Source organism: Thauera sp., from assembly GCF_047601425.1.
In the GTDB taxonomy this organism is placed as follows: domain Bacteria; phylum Pseudomonadota; class Gammaproteobacteria; order Burkholderiales; family Rhodocyclaceae; genus Thauera.
Genome location: NZ_JASGJL010000001.1, coordinates 3248944 through 3264161 on the forward strand (window position 1 = coordinate 3248944; position 15218 = coordinate 3264161).

Here is a 15218-nt window from a genome sequence, read left to right on the forward strand (position 1 = left end):
CCGTTCTTCACCTGCCCCCAACACCGACAAGAGGAAACCATGTCCCGTTCGTCCGATCCACATCACGCCTTCACGCTGCCGCCGGTCCTGCGTACCGTCGCCGTGGCTGTTTCACTCATCTGTGCCGCATCGCTGGGCGCGCCCGAGGCCCGCGCCCACGGCGCGCCTGCCGAAATGAAGCCGCTGTCCCAGGTGCTGGAGGGCTTCGACGCCCGCGTGCGCTGGGATGAATTCGCCAAGGTGTACGACATCCAGCACAACAGCACGCTGGTGCGCATCAAGCCCGGTTCGAACGAGGCGACGGTCAACGGCCAGGCGCTGAAGCTGTCGGCGCCCGTCATGCTGCGCGACGGCCAGCCCCACGTGTCGAAAGACTTCGTGAACGAGGTCTTCCAGTCCGGCCTGGACAAGACCTTCGTGATCGAGAGCACGCCCAGCCCGCTCAATCCGCTGACGTCCGAGGAAATCAGCACCACGGTGGAAGTGCTCAAGGCCTCGGGCCGCTTCCTGCCGGGCTACCGCTTCACCGAGATCACGCTGAAGCGGCCGCCCAAGGACCAGGTCTGGGCCTATGCGCTGGAAGGCAAACCGGTCACCGCTCCACGGCAGGCCGCGTTCGTGATCCTCGACGGCAAGAAAGTGATCGAAGGCAGCGTCGATCTCGCCAAGCGCGAAGTGAGCGGCTGGGAAGAGATCAAGGGCGCGCACGGCATGGTGCTGCTGGACGACTTCGAGGCCGTGCAGTCCGCGATCGAGAACAGCCCCGAATACGCCGCGGCGCTGGCCAAGCGCGGCATCACCGACGTCAAGAAGGTGGTGGCCAACCCGCTGACCGTGGGCTACTTCGACGGCAAGGACCAGCTCCGGCAGGAAGACCGCCTGCTGAAGATCGTCAGCTACCTCGACGTGGGCGACGGCAACTACTGGGCCCACCCGATCGAGAACCTGGTCGCGGTGCTCGACCTGGTGCAGAAGAAGATCATCAAGATCGAGGACGCCGGCGTGATCCCGGTGCCGCTCGCGCCGCGAGCCTACGACGGCCGCGACGGCAAGTCTTCCGAGCCGCCCAAGCCGCTGCGCATCGTCGAGCCCGAGGGCAAGAACTACACCATCACCGGCAACACGCTGCGCTGGCGCAACTGGGACTTCCACCTGCGGCTGGATTCGCGCGTGGGCCTGATCCTGTCCACCGTCACCTACAACGACAAGGGCACCAAGCGCAAGGTGATGTTCGAGGGTTCGCTCGGCGGCATGATCGTGCCCTACGGCGACCCGGACGTGGGCTGGTACTTCAAGGCCTACCTCGACTCCGGCGAATACGGCATGGGCACCCTGACCTCGCCGATCGAGCGCGGCAAGGAAGCGCCCGAGAACGCCGTGCTGCTCAATGCGGTGCTGGCCGACTTCACCGGCCAGCCCACCGAGATTCCGAACGCGATCGCCATTTTCGAGCGCTACGCCGGCCCCGAGTTCAAGCACAACGAGATCCTGACCGAACCGCGCAACGTCGCCGTGGAACGGCGCGAACTGGTGGTGCGCTGGCTCAGCACCGTCGGCAACTACGACTACATGTTCGACTGGGTGTTCGCCGAGAACGGCACCATCGGCATCAACGCCGGCGCCACCGGCATCGAGGCCGTCAAGGGCGTGCTGGCGCGCACCATGCAGGACCCGAGCGCGGTGGAGGACACCCGCTACGGCACGCTGATCGACCACAACATCGTCGGCACCACGCACCAGCACATCTACAACTTCCGCCTCGACCTGGATGTGGACGGCGAGGGCAACGCGCTCACCGAGATCGACCCGGTGGTCAAGCCCAATACCCGCGGCGGCCCGCGCACCAGCACGATGCAGACCGAAGAGCGCACGGTGCAGAGCGAGAAGCAGGCGGCGCAGAAGTTCGACCCCGGCACCATCCGGCTGCTGAGCAACCCGAACAAGCTCAACAAGGTCGGCTATCCGGTCAGCTACCAGTTGATCCCGTATGCCGGCGGCACGCACCCGGTGGCCAAGGGCGCCAACTTCGGCACCGACGAATGGATCTACAACCGCCTGAACTTCATGGACAAGCAGATCTGGGTGACGCGCTACAAGTCCGACGAGTTCTTCCCCGAGGGCACCTACCCCAACCGTTCGGCCAAGGACACGGGGCTGAAGCATTTCACCGACGACGACGAGAACATCGTCAACACCGACAACGTCGTCTGGCTCACCACCGGCACCACCCACGTGGCGCGCGCCGAGGAGTGGCCGATGATGCCCACCGAATGGGTGAACGTGCTGCTCAAGCCCTGGAACTTCTTCGACGAGACGCCGACGCTGGGGCTGAACCCGCCGTTCCAGAAAAAGCCCTGAGGGCACACCCGACACCGCCGCGTGCCACGGCGCCCGCCTGAAGGGCGCGCGTGTGCACGCCGGCCCGTGCATTCATTTTCCAGGGACCACATGTCATGAAAAAGCATCGACTCCTGCGTCGCGTACTGCCCCTCATCCTCATGGCCGGCACGGCCAACGCCCTGGCCGCCGGCACGCCCGACCCCGGCGACTACGTGCCGGCGCCCCCGGGTGCCACCATCGTGGCGCTCTACGGCCAGCACTTCCGCGGCGACAAGGTCTACGACGGCGGCAGCCGCGTCGCCGATGACCTGGGCTTCAAGCTCGACATCGGTCTGGCGCGGGTCATGCACTACTTCGAGCTGGGCGGCATGCCGGCCGACTTCGAAGTCATCCTGCCCTATGCCCGCCAGCGCATCGACGCCGACGACTACCGCGAGTCGGGCGTGGGCAACCTCATCCTCGGCATGACCTTGTGGCCCAAGAGCGACGAGGCGTCCGGCCGCCACCTGGGCTTGGCTGCCTACCTGAGCCTGCCCACCGGCCAGAAACGCGACGACGGCCTTGCCGTGAGCGAGGACCGGTATGCGCTCGACATCGAGACCGGCTACATCCTCCCGCTCGGCGGCGCCTGGTCGCTCGACCTGATCGGGCAGGTCGAGTTCTACGGGCAAGATCGGACCACCAAGGTCAAGCGCAAGCCCATGGTGCGCGGCTTCGCCCACCTGAGCTACCACCTCTCCGACGCCACCCGGCTGGCGTTCAGCGTGCGCCAGACTTGGGGCATGCGCGAGTCGTACCACGGCGACACGGTGGTCGGCGCCCACAACGACACCAACCTGATGCTCACCTGGCAGCACCAGCTCACGGAGAACGCGCAAGTGCAGGTGCAGTACACGCGGGACGTGGACGTGCGCAGCGGGCTGAAGATGGACGGGCTGCAGACGCGGCTGGCCTTCTTCTTCTAGGCCGGCCCGGCCACTTGCCGCCGCTGGCGGGAGCGGGCGGACGGGATACCGGAAAGAAGGCCCGTTCCGCTCCCCGCTCGCCCGACGGCGGTCGGCGATCCATGTCTTATGCCCAGAAGACAGGATAAGGACACATAAATATAAAGATGGGCAGCCCCTGGCCAATATCAAGAATAAATACGGAGAGAACATGAGCACGGATGCGAAGAACGAGGATCTCGGGACGGAAGGCGAGCGGCGCGTGGCGCCTGACTCGGGGCGGCGGGCGTTCCTGCGCCGTTCCGGCCTGCTGGCGGCGGCGACGGCGATGCCGGGCATGCTTGCTGGCGGCCGGGCAATGGCGGCCGGCGGCGGCACGCACGGCCCGGCGGACATCGTCATGGCCGATGCGCTCGAGCTGTCGGAGTGGATCAGGTTGCGCAAGGTGTCCTGTCGCGAGGTCATGACTGCTTTCCTGGACCACATCGACCGCATCAATCCGGTGGTCAATGCGCTGGTCTCCCTGCAGGATCGCGGGAAGTTGCTGAAGCAGGCGGACGAGCATGACGCCCTGCTGGCGCGCGGCCAGTATCTTGGCTGGATGCACGGCTTGCCGCAGGCTCCGAAGGATCTGACCAATACCGCCGGCATCCCGACGACCAACGGCTCACCGATCCTGAAGGACTACATACCGGCGAAGGACTCGATCATGGTCGAGCGCATGCGCCGCAGCGGTGCGATCCTGATCGGCAAATCCAACACCCCGGAGTTCGGCGTCGGTTCGGTGTGCTACAACGCCGTCTTCGGCATCACCCGGAACGCTTACGACCAGAGCCGTAACGCGGGCGGAAGCAGCGGCGGTGCGGCGGTGGCGCTGGCGACGCGGATGCTGCCGGTAGCCGATGGCAGCGACATGATGGGCTCCTTGCGCAACCCGGCGGCCTACAACAACGTCTTCGGTTTCCGGCCGTCGCAGGGACGAGTGCCTTTCGGGCCGACCAGTGAAGTTTTCTTCCAGCAGATGGGTTACGAGGGGCCGATGGCGCGCACGGTACGCGACCTCGCCATGCTGCTGTCGGTGCAGGCTGGCTACGACGCCCGCACCCCGCTGTCGATCGACCAGGATCCGGCCATCTTCACCGCGTCCCTGCAGCGTGATTTCCGCGGTGCGCGCATCGGCTGGATGGGCGATTACCGCGGTTACCTGCCGATGGAGCCTGGCGTGCTCGAACTCTGCCAGGAAGCGCTGAAGGGTTTCGAGGCGGTTGGCTGCGTCGTCGAGGAGGTGATGCCCGACTACCCGATGGAGCAGTTGTGGCAGACCTGGCTGACACTGCGCCATTTCAGCATTGCCGGCGTGGGCGGCGGCTTCTACGCCGATCCCGCCAAGCGTGCGCTGATGAAGCCCGAAGTGATCTGGGAGATCGAGGGCGGACAGAAGCTGGGGGCGGGCGACGTGTGGCAGGCCAGCGTGCAGCGCAGCAAGTGGTATGAAACCCTGCGCCGGCTGTTCGAGACTTACGACTACCTGGTGCTGCCCACCGCCCAGACCTTCCCCTTCGACGCCGAACTGCACTGGGCCACCGAGATCGCCGGCCGGCCGATGGATACTTACCACCGTTGGATGGAAGTCGTGGTCGGCGGCACGCTTGCCGGCCTGCCGATCGTCAACGTGCCTGCCGGCTTCAATGCCGAGGGCCTGCCGATGGGCCTGCAGATCATCGGCCCTGCCCAGGCCGACCTCGCCGTGCTGCAGATGGCCTACGCCTATGAGCAGGCGACGCACTGGGTTCAACGGCACAAGCCGGCCCTGCTCTAGCCTTGCTGCCCGCCCCGCGCCCGAAACATCGGGCGGGGGCTTGCCCTAGCCTCTTCGCCACCCCCGGCCCTGCCGCCACCGATGTCCCCATCGGCATCGGCCGGCGGGTAGGCGCGCGCCCCTACCCTGCCCGTAATACTGTCCACGAAGGAGACAGACATGGATCAACCGCTCGTGCAGCCCATGCTGCGCACTCTCTCCGCCAGCCTGTTGTCGACGGCCATGGCCACCACTGTCCATGCCAGCGACGAAATAGCCGAACTGCGCGCCCTGGTGCAGGATCTGCAGGCCCAGATCAACGCCCTCAAGGCGCCCCTGCAGACTGCTGCTGAGCCGGCGCCTGCCACCGCGACGCGCTACGTCGAGGCCGGTGATTTGCCCGGTTCGTTCAAGCTGCCTGGTAGCGACATTTCGATCAAGCTCTACGGTCACGTCCGCTTCGACAGCACCTACGACATCAAGGGCCGCCAGTCGAACATCAATTCCACCGGCTGGGCCAACAGCCTGTTCGTACAGCCTCTCGACCGCAGCGCGGCAGGCAGGCGCCACGGCCAGACCTATGCCACCGCCCGCGGCTCGCGCTTCGGTTTCATGGCGTCGATGCCGACCGGCACCGACGCAGGGCCGTTGCTCGCCAAGCTGGAGGGGGATTTCGACGGCCGCAATGATCTGGGCGGCGAAACCCAGACCAGCGTCCGCCTGCGCGAAGCATACGTGAAGCTCGGCGGCCTGCTCGTGGGCCAGTCCTGGAGCACCTTCGTTGACCTGCGTGCCGTCCCCGAAATGGTTGAATGGAACAGTACCGGCATCGTTCCCAACATCCGCCAGGCCATGCTGCGCTACGGCCTGCCGCTGGGGGAAAACGGCCGCGTCGAACTCGCCGTCGAGAACTCGATCGGCAATAGTTGGAGCCGGCCGCCGAATGCCGATTTCGACACGGGCTACGACCTGGTCGCGCGTTACGACCACAATACGGCCTGGGGGCATTTCTCGCTGCGTGGCGTGAGTGTGCAGTACGAGAATGACCGCCATGATCGCCGCGGCTATGGCCTGGCGGCCAGCGCACGCGTCAATCTCGGTGCAAGCGACAGCATCGTGCTGCTGGCGGCCGGCGGCGAGGGTATCGGCCGCTACCTGTACAACGGCCTGGTACAGCAGGCCGTGGCCACGGACGAGGGCATCCGGCTGTGGAAAGGCTGGGGCGCGCATCTGGGCTACACGCATAAATGGTCGGACATCCTGCGCAGCACGGCAGCCGTGGCCTACACCCGCTTCACCGCCGACGAGACCGCGAATGCCGCCCAGCTCGCTGCGGTGGGCGGCCCCTTGTCGGATTTCGCGCCCAACCGGGAACTGCGCCAGATATTCCTGAGCACCCTCTGGAGTCCATACCGCAATGTCGACGTCGGCCTGGACTATACCTACGGACAGCGCGAGACCTTCCAGGACGACGAGGGCACCATCAGCCGCCTGAGCGCGATGATGCGCTACCGGTTCGAATGACGGATCAGCTGCACAGGACGCACCGCGCGAAGAGCGAGCGCTCAGGCGCGGGCCGTCCGCTGTTTGCGGCCATACCGGCGCCGATCGGGCGCGGTGCCGGGCCGCGCAAGGGGAATGGCTGCAGCGCCTGCCCCCGCTGATCCCCGAACGAACCGATAATGGCGGCTCAGATCCAGGAGCTGCCATGCCCGATATCAGTTTTGTCGAACTCGAAACCGCGCCGAACCCCGGTGTGGCGGTGATCTGGCTGCACGGCCTCGGCGCCGACGGCCACGATTTCGAACCCATCGTCCCCGAACTCGGGCTGGCGTCCTCGCCCGCCGTGCGCTTCGTCTTCCCGCATGCGCCCCACCAGCCGGTCACCTGCAACGGCGGCTACGTCATGCGCGCCTGGTACGACATCGTCTCGCTGGCGCCGGACAGCCGCAAGATCGACGAAGCGGGCCTGCTCGCCTCGCGCGACGTCGTCCGCGCCCTGATCGCCCGCGAAGTGGCGCGCGGCATCCCCAGCAGCCGCATCTTCCTTGCCGGCTTCTCGCAGGGAGGCGCGGTCGCCTACCTGAGCGCGCTGACGCATCCCGAGCCGCTGGCAGGCGTGATCGCGCTATCGACCTACATCCCCGCTCCCCATCTGATCACCGATGCTCTGTCCGCCGCCAACCGCGACATTCCGCTGTTCGTCGCCCACGGCAGCGAAGACGACGTGGTATCGCCGGCGATGGGCAGGCAGGCGCTGGAACTGCTGCAGAGCCTGGGCCTGAAGCCGGAATGGCGCACCTACGCGATGCCGCATGCGGTTTGCACGCAGGAGATCGACGACATCGGGGTATGGCTGCGGGCGAGGTTGTGAGGCGGGCATCGTTGGCTGCTACTCGTAATGTGTCCACATGCGCAGCACTTTGACTGTGTGCTCCGGTTGAAGCACCTCATAAACGAGACGATGCTGGATGTTGATGCGTCTGGAACAAGCGCCAGCCAGATCACCGACGAGCTTCTCGTAGGGCGGCGGATTCTGGAAAGGATCTTCCGCAACGATGGCGAGCAAGGCTTGCGCTTTGTCCTTGAGCCCTGAAGAAGCAAGCTTGCGTGCGTCTTTCTGCGCCTGCTTGGTGAAGACAACCTGCCAAGTCACCAGTCGAGCTCCGTTGCGCAGGAATCAACAGGTTCAGCCATCCCGGCCTTGATGGACTCACGCATGCCGGGAACGGAGAGCAGGAAGAGCGTTTCCTGGATCGCAGCCCAATCCTCCTCCGCGACGAGAACGGCATTGCCGCGCTTGCCGGAGATGAGGATCGGACGATGTGATTCCGCTGCCTGATCGATGAGGCGATAGAGATTGGCACGCGCTTCGCTGGCAGTGAGCATGGTCATGACGGTGCTCCGGAGATTAGAGTACATATCGTACGGCATTGCGTACGTGATCGCAAACGTCACACTTGTGGCAGCTTGCAAATGGTAGGCCGATACAGCGCTCCTTCCCCGCGCTTGGCACGCCCCCATATCTCCTCGTCGGACAGGGAGGTCTGGATCAGCTCCACCGGAACGCCTGCATCATTGATGATTGCGACGAAGTAGCCATCGATGGGCTCGTACGGGCCGAGAATCACTTCCTCGCCAGCGATGGCATCCTGCATGGCGAGTCAGCTTTCCGGGCTGCGCCCGATGGCCTTGGACAAGCGGAGCGCCATTTCGGGGGTGACCCGGCTGCTGCCCTTGAGGACACGGCTCAGCGTGGAGGCTGCCATATCGAGCTTTTCCGCAAGTTCGCGGCCACTGATGCCATTGGGCTCAAGATGGACGGCGGTGATGAACTCACCCGGGTGAGGAGGATTGTGCATAGCCTTCAGCTCGTCGGAGTTCCCTCGTGCCGGTGCACGACATGCCGCAACGAGAAGTCCTGGTCTTGCAATAGCTGCTTCAGGAAAGAGGGGCGAATGTCAATCGAAGCAAGCTCGTCCGGAGAAAACCAGGCAAACTCCAAACGACAATGCTTTTCCAGCCCTACATACGGCCCCGGTTCATTAAGCAGCAAACTGTCTTCTGACGGCTCTGCGAGGAAATACAAACCGACCTCGTGATGGGCTTCACCTTCGTGCTGAAAGAAATTCTCCACCACCCATGTCAGTTGCGTAGGCGTGACTTCGACCGCGAGTTCTTCCTTCATTTCGCGTGTCACTGCATCTGCCGCAGCTTCGCCTGGCTCGACTCGCCCGCCGGGTAAACCCCAGAATGTGTAACCTTCGGCACGATGCAGCAGCACGGCGTCGTCTCGAACCAGAACTGCTGCTGCGCGCAGATGAAACCTATGGGTGCCGATGGGGAAGCTGATCATGGGTTGTATGCTTGATCGCCCGTCATAGCGGCAGATCGTTCGGCCACAGAAAATAGGGGCCGAATTTGGGGCTCATGCGAAATTCGCCGCCGGCTTCTTTCCCCTTGGCGGTGAGGTAAGTTTTTCCGTCGCGCAGTTCCAGCAGCCCGATCGTAATCAAGCGTTCGGTCAGAGCCTGCGTTTTCAAGCCGGAAGCCTTGGCGAGTTTCGATGTAGTCAGTTTGGCGCTCGGGGTTGCTTCATCGGTTCGTGCGCTCTGTTCGGGTGCCCTCACGGCCAGTGGCATGAGAGGGCTTCGTCGTTACCTGGTTCAAATTGCCCATCATGGTAACCAGGATTTTGAAGACATGCCGTGATCTGGTTGGTATGTGATGTGGACGGCTGCTGGTTCTGTCTGGTCTGCTGCTCACATCGAGGCTGCAAGTAGCTTTGCACCGCACGGGATCGGTTCCCGTCCGGTGCAAAGTATTGCGCCACGCTGGAAGCCTCGCGGCTCGATCTTCAGCGGCTTTGCACCGCTGGTACTTCACTTCTCGACAAAAGCCCGCTCGATCACATAATCCCCACGCTCACCCTGCCGCGGGCTGATCTCGAAACCACGGGCATCGAGCAGTTTGCAGGTGTCGGCCAGCATTGCCGGGCTGCCGCAGATCATCGCACGGTCGTGCGCGGCGTCGAGCGGCGGCAGGCCAAGGTTGGCGCAGAGCTTGCCGGAGTCCAGCAGGTCGGTCAGCCGGCCCTGGTTGCGGAAGGGCTCGCGCGTCACCGTCGGGTAGTACAGCAGCTTCTCGCTGACCACTTCGCCGAGGAATTCGTCCTGCGGCAGTTCGCGCTCGATGAAGTCCACATAGGCCAGTTCGCTGACCTGGCGCACGCCATGTACCAGCACGACGTGATCGAAGCGCTCGTAGGTTTCCGGGTCGCGGATGATGCTGAGGAAGGGGGCGAGGCCGGTGCCGGTGGCGAGCAGGAACAGGTTGCGGCCGTCGTGGACGTCGTCGATCACCAGGGTGCCGACCGGCTTGCTGCCGACGATCAGTTCGTCGCCCGGGCGCAGGTGCTGCAGGCGCGAGGTGAGCGGGCCGTCGGGCACCTTGATGCTGAAGAACTCCAGGTGTTCGTCGTAGTTGGCGCTGGCGATGCTGTAGGCGCGCAGCAGCGGCTTGTTTTCGCCGGGCAGGCCGATCATGACGAAGTGGCCGTTGCGGAAGCGCAGGCCGGGGCTGCGCGAGGTGCGGAAGCTGAACAGGGAGTCGTTCCAGTGGTGGACGTGCAGGACGCGTTCGGTGCTGAGATTGCTCATGATGGTTTCCTTTTCGGTTCAGGCGCGCCCGTCGCCGAGTTCGCGCAGATAGGCCCAGGGATAGATGCCGCGGTCGTGGCCGTCGGCGAAAACCAGGTTGAGTCCCTTGTCGGCGACCGGCCGGATGTCGGCCAGGGCGGAAGGCGGGGCGGGCATTTCACCGTTGCGCCGGCGCTGGGTGCAGGCGGCGCAGCGGCATTGCTGGCGCAGCCTGCCGTGCTGCAGCAGACTCAGCGCGCCGTCGTCCCATTCGATGACCAGCAGGCCGGATCGGCGCCTGTCGGTGATCTGCACCGGCAGGCAGGATGGCGTGGCGACGGCGTTCATAGCACGGCCCTCACGTCGTCCTTGCTGCCGAGGTGCCAGTCCTGGCCCAGGCCGCCGTCCTTCAGTTCGCCGCCCATCGCGGCCAGGCTTTCCTCGCGGATCAGCGCCTTCAACTGGCGGTGCAAGGCCATGAAGGTCGGCGATGCGGTCATCTCCGCGGTGCGCGGGCGCGGCAGCGGGATCGGGATCTCGGCCTTGATCCGGCCCGGCCGTGCGGTCATCACATAGACCTTGTCGGAGAGGAAGATCGACTCTTCGATGTCATGAGTGATGAACAGCACCGACAGGCGCAACTGCTGCCACATGTTGGTGAGGATTTCCTGCATCACCACCCGGGTCTGGGCGTCGAGCGCGCCGAAGGGCTCGTCCATCAGCAGCACCTGCGGGCCGGTGGCGAGTGCGCGGACGATGCCGACGCGCTGCTTCATGCCGCCGGAAAGCTGGTCCGGGTAGTGGTTCTCGAACGAGAGCAGCCCCGCCAGGCCGAGCAGGGTGCGGGCCTTGGACTCGCGCTCGGTCCGCCCCATGCCCTGCATCCTGAGACCGAACTCGACGTTCTCGCGCACCTTCAGCCAGGGGAACAGCGAGTATTGCTGGAACACCACGCCGCGTTCCGAACCCGGGCCGTCGATCGGCTTGCCGTCCACGCGTGCTTCGCCGCCGCTCGGCTTCAGGAAGCCGGCGACGATGTTGAGCAGGGTGGATTTGCCGCAGCCCGAAGGGCCGACCACCGAGACGAATTCGCCCGGCTGGACGTCCAGCGTGACCCCGCTCACCGCATCCAGCGACACGCCGTTCTGCATGAAGCTGACGCGGATGTCGCGCAGATCGATGTGGCCCCTGGCCGGGCCCCTGTCTTCGCTTGCCATCATCCATTCTCCTTGTGGCCGGCGCGCTGCCAGGGCATCGCCAGCCTTGCCAGCAGGCGGATGCCGCCGCTGCAGAGCAGGCCGAGGACGCCGATCACCAGCATGCCGATGACGATGTGGGGATACTCGATGAGGGAATAGGCTTCCCAGGTGAAGTAGCCGACGCCGAACTGGCCGGAGATCATCTCGGCCGCGATCAGCGACACCCAGGCCACGCCCATGCCCACCGCCAGGCCGGTGAAGATGTGCGGCAGTGCGCCGGGCAGGATCACGCGGACCAGCAGCGCCAGCTCGCCCGCGCCCAGGCAGCGCGCGGCCCGGATCAGCACCGGGTCAACCGCGGCGACGCCGTGCAAGGTGTTGAGCAGGATTGGGAAGAAGGCGCCGATGAAGGTGATGAAAACGATGCTGCTCTCGGTGCTGGGCCACAGCATGATCGAGATCGGCACCCAGGCGATCGCCGGAATCGGCCGCAGCACCTCGAGGGCGGGAAACAGCAAGCCCTTCAGTATTGCGTAGCGCCCGCACAGCAGCCCCAGCGTCACGCCGAGCACGGTGGCGATGCCGAAGCCGGACAGGATCCGGCCCACCGAGGTGCCGATGTTGGTCTGGAACTGGCTGCTGCCGATCAGGCCCATCAGCTCGGTGAACACCTCGCCCGGGCTCGGTATGTTGGTGAAGCGGATGTAGAAATCCCAGCGGTACTCGGTGCCGAGGTACCAGAAGCCGAGCAGCAGCGCGATCGACAGCACGCTCAGCGCCAGCGAGCCGAGCTGGGCGCGCAACTGGCCGAGCAGCCGGGCGCCGGTTCCGGGCGGTGTGCCGGACGGTGCCGCCGGCGTGCTGCCCAGGTCGCGGCGCTTGATCACCAGCGGAGGGTTGATGCCTTCCTCCACCTGATGCACTTCCGCCGTGTGCGGCGGGGCGATGTCGGCCGAGCTGCCGACGATCGCTCGCATTGGAATTGCGCTGGCCATGGCTCAACTCCCGATCAGCGCGAGCGCTTCTTCATAGCTGCCGACCTTGCCGCCGTTGGCGGCGGCATGGGCTTCGGCATCCTTCTTCAGCAGGAAGGCCACCACCGAGGGCTTGCCGTCGACGCTGGCGAGGGAATAGAAGGCCTTGTCGGCGAACAGCTTGATCCGGGTCGTGTGATCGAAGACATAGCTGGCGCCGATCTTCTTGCCTTCGCCGACCGCCTTGTTCACCGCCGCCAGCGTGCAGGCGGTGGATTTGTAGGCGGTGATGCCGGCGCCATCGATCCATACCTCGCCGGCTTTGCGCGGCGTGTCGATGCTGCCGCCGCACAGCGGGTCGGTGCCGCCGATCTCGTAGTTGTCGAGGCTGGCGCGCTGCTGCTCGTAGTCGAGGCCGAGTTCGGCGTAGGCCTGGCGCAGGTAGCTTTCATCCACCCAGGCATCGGCGTCGAAGTCCTTCACCCGGCCCATGCGCTGCAGCACGCCATGGTCGTACTTGATCGTCTCGACCCACTTCGGCTTGATCGTCGGGTCCAGCGTATGCACGCCGCTGGGGCCGAGGAAGATGTAGGCGACTTCCTTCTCCACTCGGGTCCATTGCTCGATGCGGGCCGCCGCTTCGGCCGGGTTGCTGCGCACCCAGTCGTTGGCCTCGATCAGCGCCTTGATGTAGGCGACCACCACTTCCGGGTACTTGGTGGCGAAGTCCTCGCGCACCACCACGCCGTGGAAGGTCGGCACCTTGGTCTCGACGCCGTCGAAGATCTTGCGGGCGAAGCCGCGGTAGGGCAGCAGCTCGGCGAAGGGCACGAAGTCGCCATGGCCGTCGATGCGCTTCTCCTGCAGGCTGGAGGTGCCGACTTCCGGGCTCTGGCTGGAGAGTTCGAAATCCTCCGGCTTCCAGCCGCGGTCCTCGAAGGCCTTCAGCAGCATGCCGTGGGCGGCGGAGCCGAAGGGCACGGACAGCTTCTTGCCCTTGAGGTCGGCCAGCTCGTAGTAGGGCGAGTCCTTGTGCACCACCACGCCGTTGCCGGCGCCGTCGGCGTTGTAGGCGATCAGCGCGATCAGGCGGCTGTTGGTGCCGTTGGCGTTCTGGAAGGTGGCGCCGTTCACCAGCAGCGGATAGTCGCCCATCATGCCGATCTGCAGCGTGTCGGCGACCATGCCGTTGGTGACGGGCGGGCCGGAGGTGAAGTTCTGCCACTGGATCCGGAACTCGATGTTCTGGTACTTGCCGGTCTTGGGCAGGTGCTTTTCGAGCAGGCCGAGCTCCTTCAGCACGATGCCGCCGGTCACCGTGTTGGTGGTGGTGTTCTGGGTGCCGATACCGATGGTGACGACTTCGGCCATCGCAGGCAGCGAGAGGCAACAGCCCAGGGCGAGCGTGCCGAGCCGGCTGGCGAGGCTCTTCCTGCCAGGCCGGGCGGTGATGCTGGAATGTGCAGTCATGATGTGCGTCCTTTTCCGGTGAATCCAGGGGGGAGGGGCAGGTGGAAAGGCGGTGTTCAGGCCGCCGCGCCTTCTTCGAGGTATTGGCGCTTGTCCTTTACTTCGGCCCAGGTTTCGGCCTCGGGCAGCGGTTCGCGCGCTTCGGTGATCAGCGGCCATTCGGCTGCGAGCCGGGCATTGATCTCGACGAATTCGAGCTGGTCCGGCGGCAGCTCCGCTTCGTCGAAGATGGCGCCGATCGGGCACTCGGGTACGCACACGCCGCAGTCGATGCAGCCGTCGGGGTCGATGACGAGGAAGTTCGGCCCTTCGTGGAAGCAATCGACCGGGCATACCGCCACGCAGTCGGTGTATTTGCAGCGCACGCAGGCTTCGGTGACGACGAATGTCATGTCCGTTCTCCTGTTACTGGCGTGCCAGCTCGATTGCCGTCAGCGCCAGCCGGGACAGCTTGCGGACGTCTGGATCGGGGTCTTCGAGCGCCTTTTCCAGCGCGGGAATCGCGCGCGGGTCGGCGATCTCGCCGAGGGCGATGGCGGCTTCCTTGCGCAGGTTGCTGATCGTGTGCGAGAGCGCTTCCACCAGCGCCGGCAGGCCGGCCGCGGCTTTCAGCACGCCGAGGCTGCGCGCGGCCTTGACCCGCACCTGCCAGTACTCGTCGTTCATGGCCTTGACCAGGTCCGGGATCGCCGGGCCGAGGCGGAGCTTGCCGATGGTCTGGGCCGCTTCGTCGCGCACCATCCAGGCGCCGTCGTTGAGCGCCCGGGTCAGCGCCGGCAGCACGCTGATCTCGGAGGTGTAGCCGAGCGCGCCGACGGCGATGCGGCGCACTTCGGCGTCCGGGTCGTGGGCGGCGACTTCGGCCAGCTCGCCCACCGCCTCGGCGCGGCGCAGGTAGCCGAGCACGCCCACCGCCTCGCGGCGCACGCCGGGGTCGGGGTCGCGCAGGGCGTCGATTGCGGGCTCGAAGGCGCCGGCGACGCGCAAGGCCCGCACCGCGCGGAAGGCCAGCATGCGCACGGCTGCGGCATGGCCGCGCAGGTAGGGCAGCAGGTGCTCGGCCGAGTCGCTTTCCTTCAGTTCGGCGAGCACTTCGCCGGCGGCGTCGCGCACGCCCTCGTCGTCGTCGAGCAGGCGGGTCGCCAGCGCCGCCACCACTTCCGGCTCCTCGAAGCCTTCGAGCGCGCGCACTGCCTCGGCGCGGACGTCGGCGACCTCGTCGGTCAGGCGCGGCAGCAGCAGCGGCACGATGTCGTCCTCGTCACTGTACGGCAGGTCGATCACCGCCAGGCGGCGGACTTCGGCGTCGTCGCTGGCGAGGCGTTCGGCCATGGAATTCAGGCTGATCGTCATCG

At 65.7% G+C, this 15218-nt stretch carries 18 protein-coding genes; 5 read left to right on the forward strand and 13 right to left on the reverse strand.

Annotated features, from left to right (window positions below; translation table 11 throughout):
• The first annotated feature begins 39 nt into the window (after nt 1-39).
• From tynA to QM748_RS15675, 5 genes are all read left to right on the forward strand, one after another.
• Nucleotides 40-2358, forward strand: coding sequence for a primary-amine oxidase (gene tynA, locus QM748_RS15655; RefSeq protein WP_415247836.1), 2319 nt, complete (start codon nt 40-42; stop codon nt 2356-2358).
• 95 nt (nt 2359-2453) lie between these two features.
• Complete coding sequence (locus QM748_RS15660; RefSeq protein WP_415247837.1) at nt 2454-3305, forward strand: transporter; 852 nt, start codon at nt 2454-2456, stop codon at nt 3303-3305.
• Nucleotides 3306-3495: 190 nt separating this feature from the next.
• On the forward strand, nt 3496-5103 hold the full coding sequence (locus QM748_RS15665) for an amidase (protein WP_415247838.1): 1608 nt from the start codon (nt 3496-3498) through the stop codon (nt 5101-5103).
• 159 nt (nt 5104-5262) lie between these two features.
• Complete coding sequence (locus QM748_RS15670; RefSeq protein ID WP_415247839.1) at nt 5263-6606, forward strand: DcaP family trimeric outer membrane transporter; 1344 nt, start codon at nt 5263-5265, stop codon at nt 6604-6606.
• 184 nt (nt 6607-6790) lie between these two features.
• Complete coding sequence (locus tag QM748_RS15675) at nt 6791-7456, forward strand: alpha/beta hydrolase (protein WP_415247840.1); 666 nt, start codon at nt 6791-6793, stop codon at nt 7454-7456.
• 18 nt (nt 7457-7474) lie between these two features.
• Here QM748_RS15675 and QM748_RS15680 read toward each other — a convergent pair whose 3' ends face one another.
• The 13 genes from QM748_RS15680 to QM748_RS15740 all read right to left on the reverse strand — a co-directional run bounded on the left by QM748_RS15680 (nt 7475) and on the right by QM748_RS15740 (nt 15216).
• Nucleotides 7475-7738: a Txe/YoeB family addiction module toxin gene (locus QM748_RS15680; RefSeq protein ID WP_415247841.1), complete on the reverse strand. Its 264-nt coding sequence runs from the start codon at nt 7736-7738 to the stop codon at nt 7475-7477.
• Nucleotides 7735-7977, reverse strand: a complete 243-nt coding sequence (locus tag QM748_RS15685) for a type II toxin-antitoxin system Phd/YefM family antitoxin (protein WP_415247842.1) — start codon at nt 7975-7977, stop codon at nt 7735-7737. The genes QM748_RS15680 and QM748_RS15685 overlap by 4 nt, the downstream gene beginning before the upstream one ends.
• Before the next feature lie 59 nt (nt 7978-8036).
• Nucleotides 8037-8240, reverse strand: a complete 204-nt coding sequence (locus QM748_RS15690; protein ID WP_415247843.1) for a hypothetical protein — start codon at nt 8238-8240, stop codon at nt 8037-8039.
• 6 nt (nt 8241-8246) lie between these two features.
• Complete coding sequence (locus QM748_RS15695) at nt 8247-8444, reverse strand: HigA family addiction module antitoxin (protein ID WP_415247844.1); 198 nt, start codon at nt 8442-8444, stop codon at nt 8247-8249.
• Between the two features lie 5 nt (nt 8445-8449).
• The gene (locus tag QM748_RS15700; RefSeq protein ID WP_415247845.1) at nt 8450-8938 is read right to left on the reverse strand and encodes an NUDIX hydrolase; all 489 of its coding nucleotides are present in this window, start codon (nt 8936-8938) and stop codon (nt 8450-8452) included.
• 22 nt (nt 8939-8960) lie between these two features.
• Nucleotides 8961-9224, reverse strand: a complete 264-nt coding sequence (locus QM748_RS15705; protein ID WP_415247846.1) for a hypothetical protein — start codon at nt 9222-9224, stop codon at nt 8961-8963.
• 240 nt (nt 9225-9464) lie between these two features.
• On the reverse strand, nt 9465-10241 hold the full coding sequence (locus QM748_RS15710; RefSeq protein WP_415247847.1) for a ferredoxin--NADP reductase: 777 nt from the start codon (nt 10239-10241) through the stop codon (nt 9465-9467).
• Nucleotides 10242-10259: 18 nt separating this feature from the next.
• Nucleotides 10260-10568: a DUF971 domain-containing protein gene (locus tag QM748_RS15715; RefSeq protein ID WP_415247848.1), complete on the reverse strand. Its 309-nt coding sequence runs from the start codon at nt 10566-10568 to the stop codon at nt 10260-10262.
• On the reverse strand, nt 10565-11440 hold the full coding sequence (locus QM748_RS15720) for an ABC transporter ATP-binding protein (protein WP_415247849.1): 876 nt from the start codon (nt 11438-11440) through the stop codon (nt 10565-10567). Before QM748_RS15720 ends, QM748_RS15715 begins: the two co-directional genes overlap by 4 nt.
• Complete coding sequence (locus QM748_RS15725; RefSeq protein WP_415247850.1) at nt 11437-12414, reverse strand: ABC transporter permease; 978 nt, start codon at nt 12412-12414, stop codon at nt 11437-11439. Before QM748_RS15725 ends, QM748_RS15720 begins: the two co-directional genes overlap by 4 nt.
• Nucleotides 12415-12417: 3 nt before the next feature.
• Entirely contained in the window at nt 12418-13863 is a 1446-nt protein-coding gene (locus QM748_RS15730; protein WP_415247851.1) for an ABC transporter substrate-binding protein, read from the reverse strand.
• A gap of 56 nt (nt 13864-13919) precedes the next feature.
• Nucleotides 13920-14255, reverse strand: a complete 336-nt coding sequence (gene fdxA / locus QM748_RS15735; RefSeq protein WP_415247852.1) for a ferredoxin FdxA — start codon at nt 14253-14255, stop codon at nt 13920-13922.
• 13 nt (nt 14256-14268) lie between these two features.
• Nucleotides 14269-15216: a HEAT repeat domain-containing protein gene (locus tag QM748_RS15740; RefSeq protein WP_415247853.1), complete on the reverse strand. Its 948-nt coding sequence runs from the start codon at nt 15214-15216 to the stop codon at nt 14269-14271.
• Between the last annotated feature and the right edge of the window lie 2 nt (nt 15217-15218).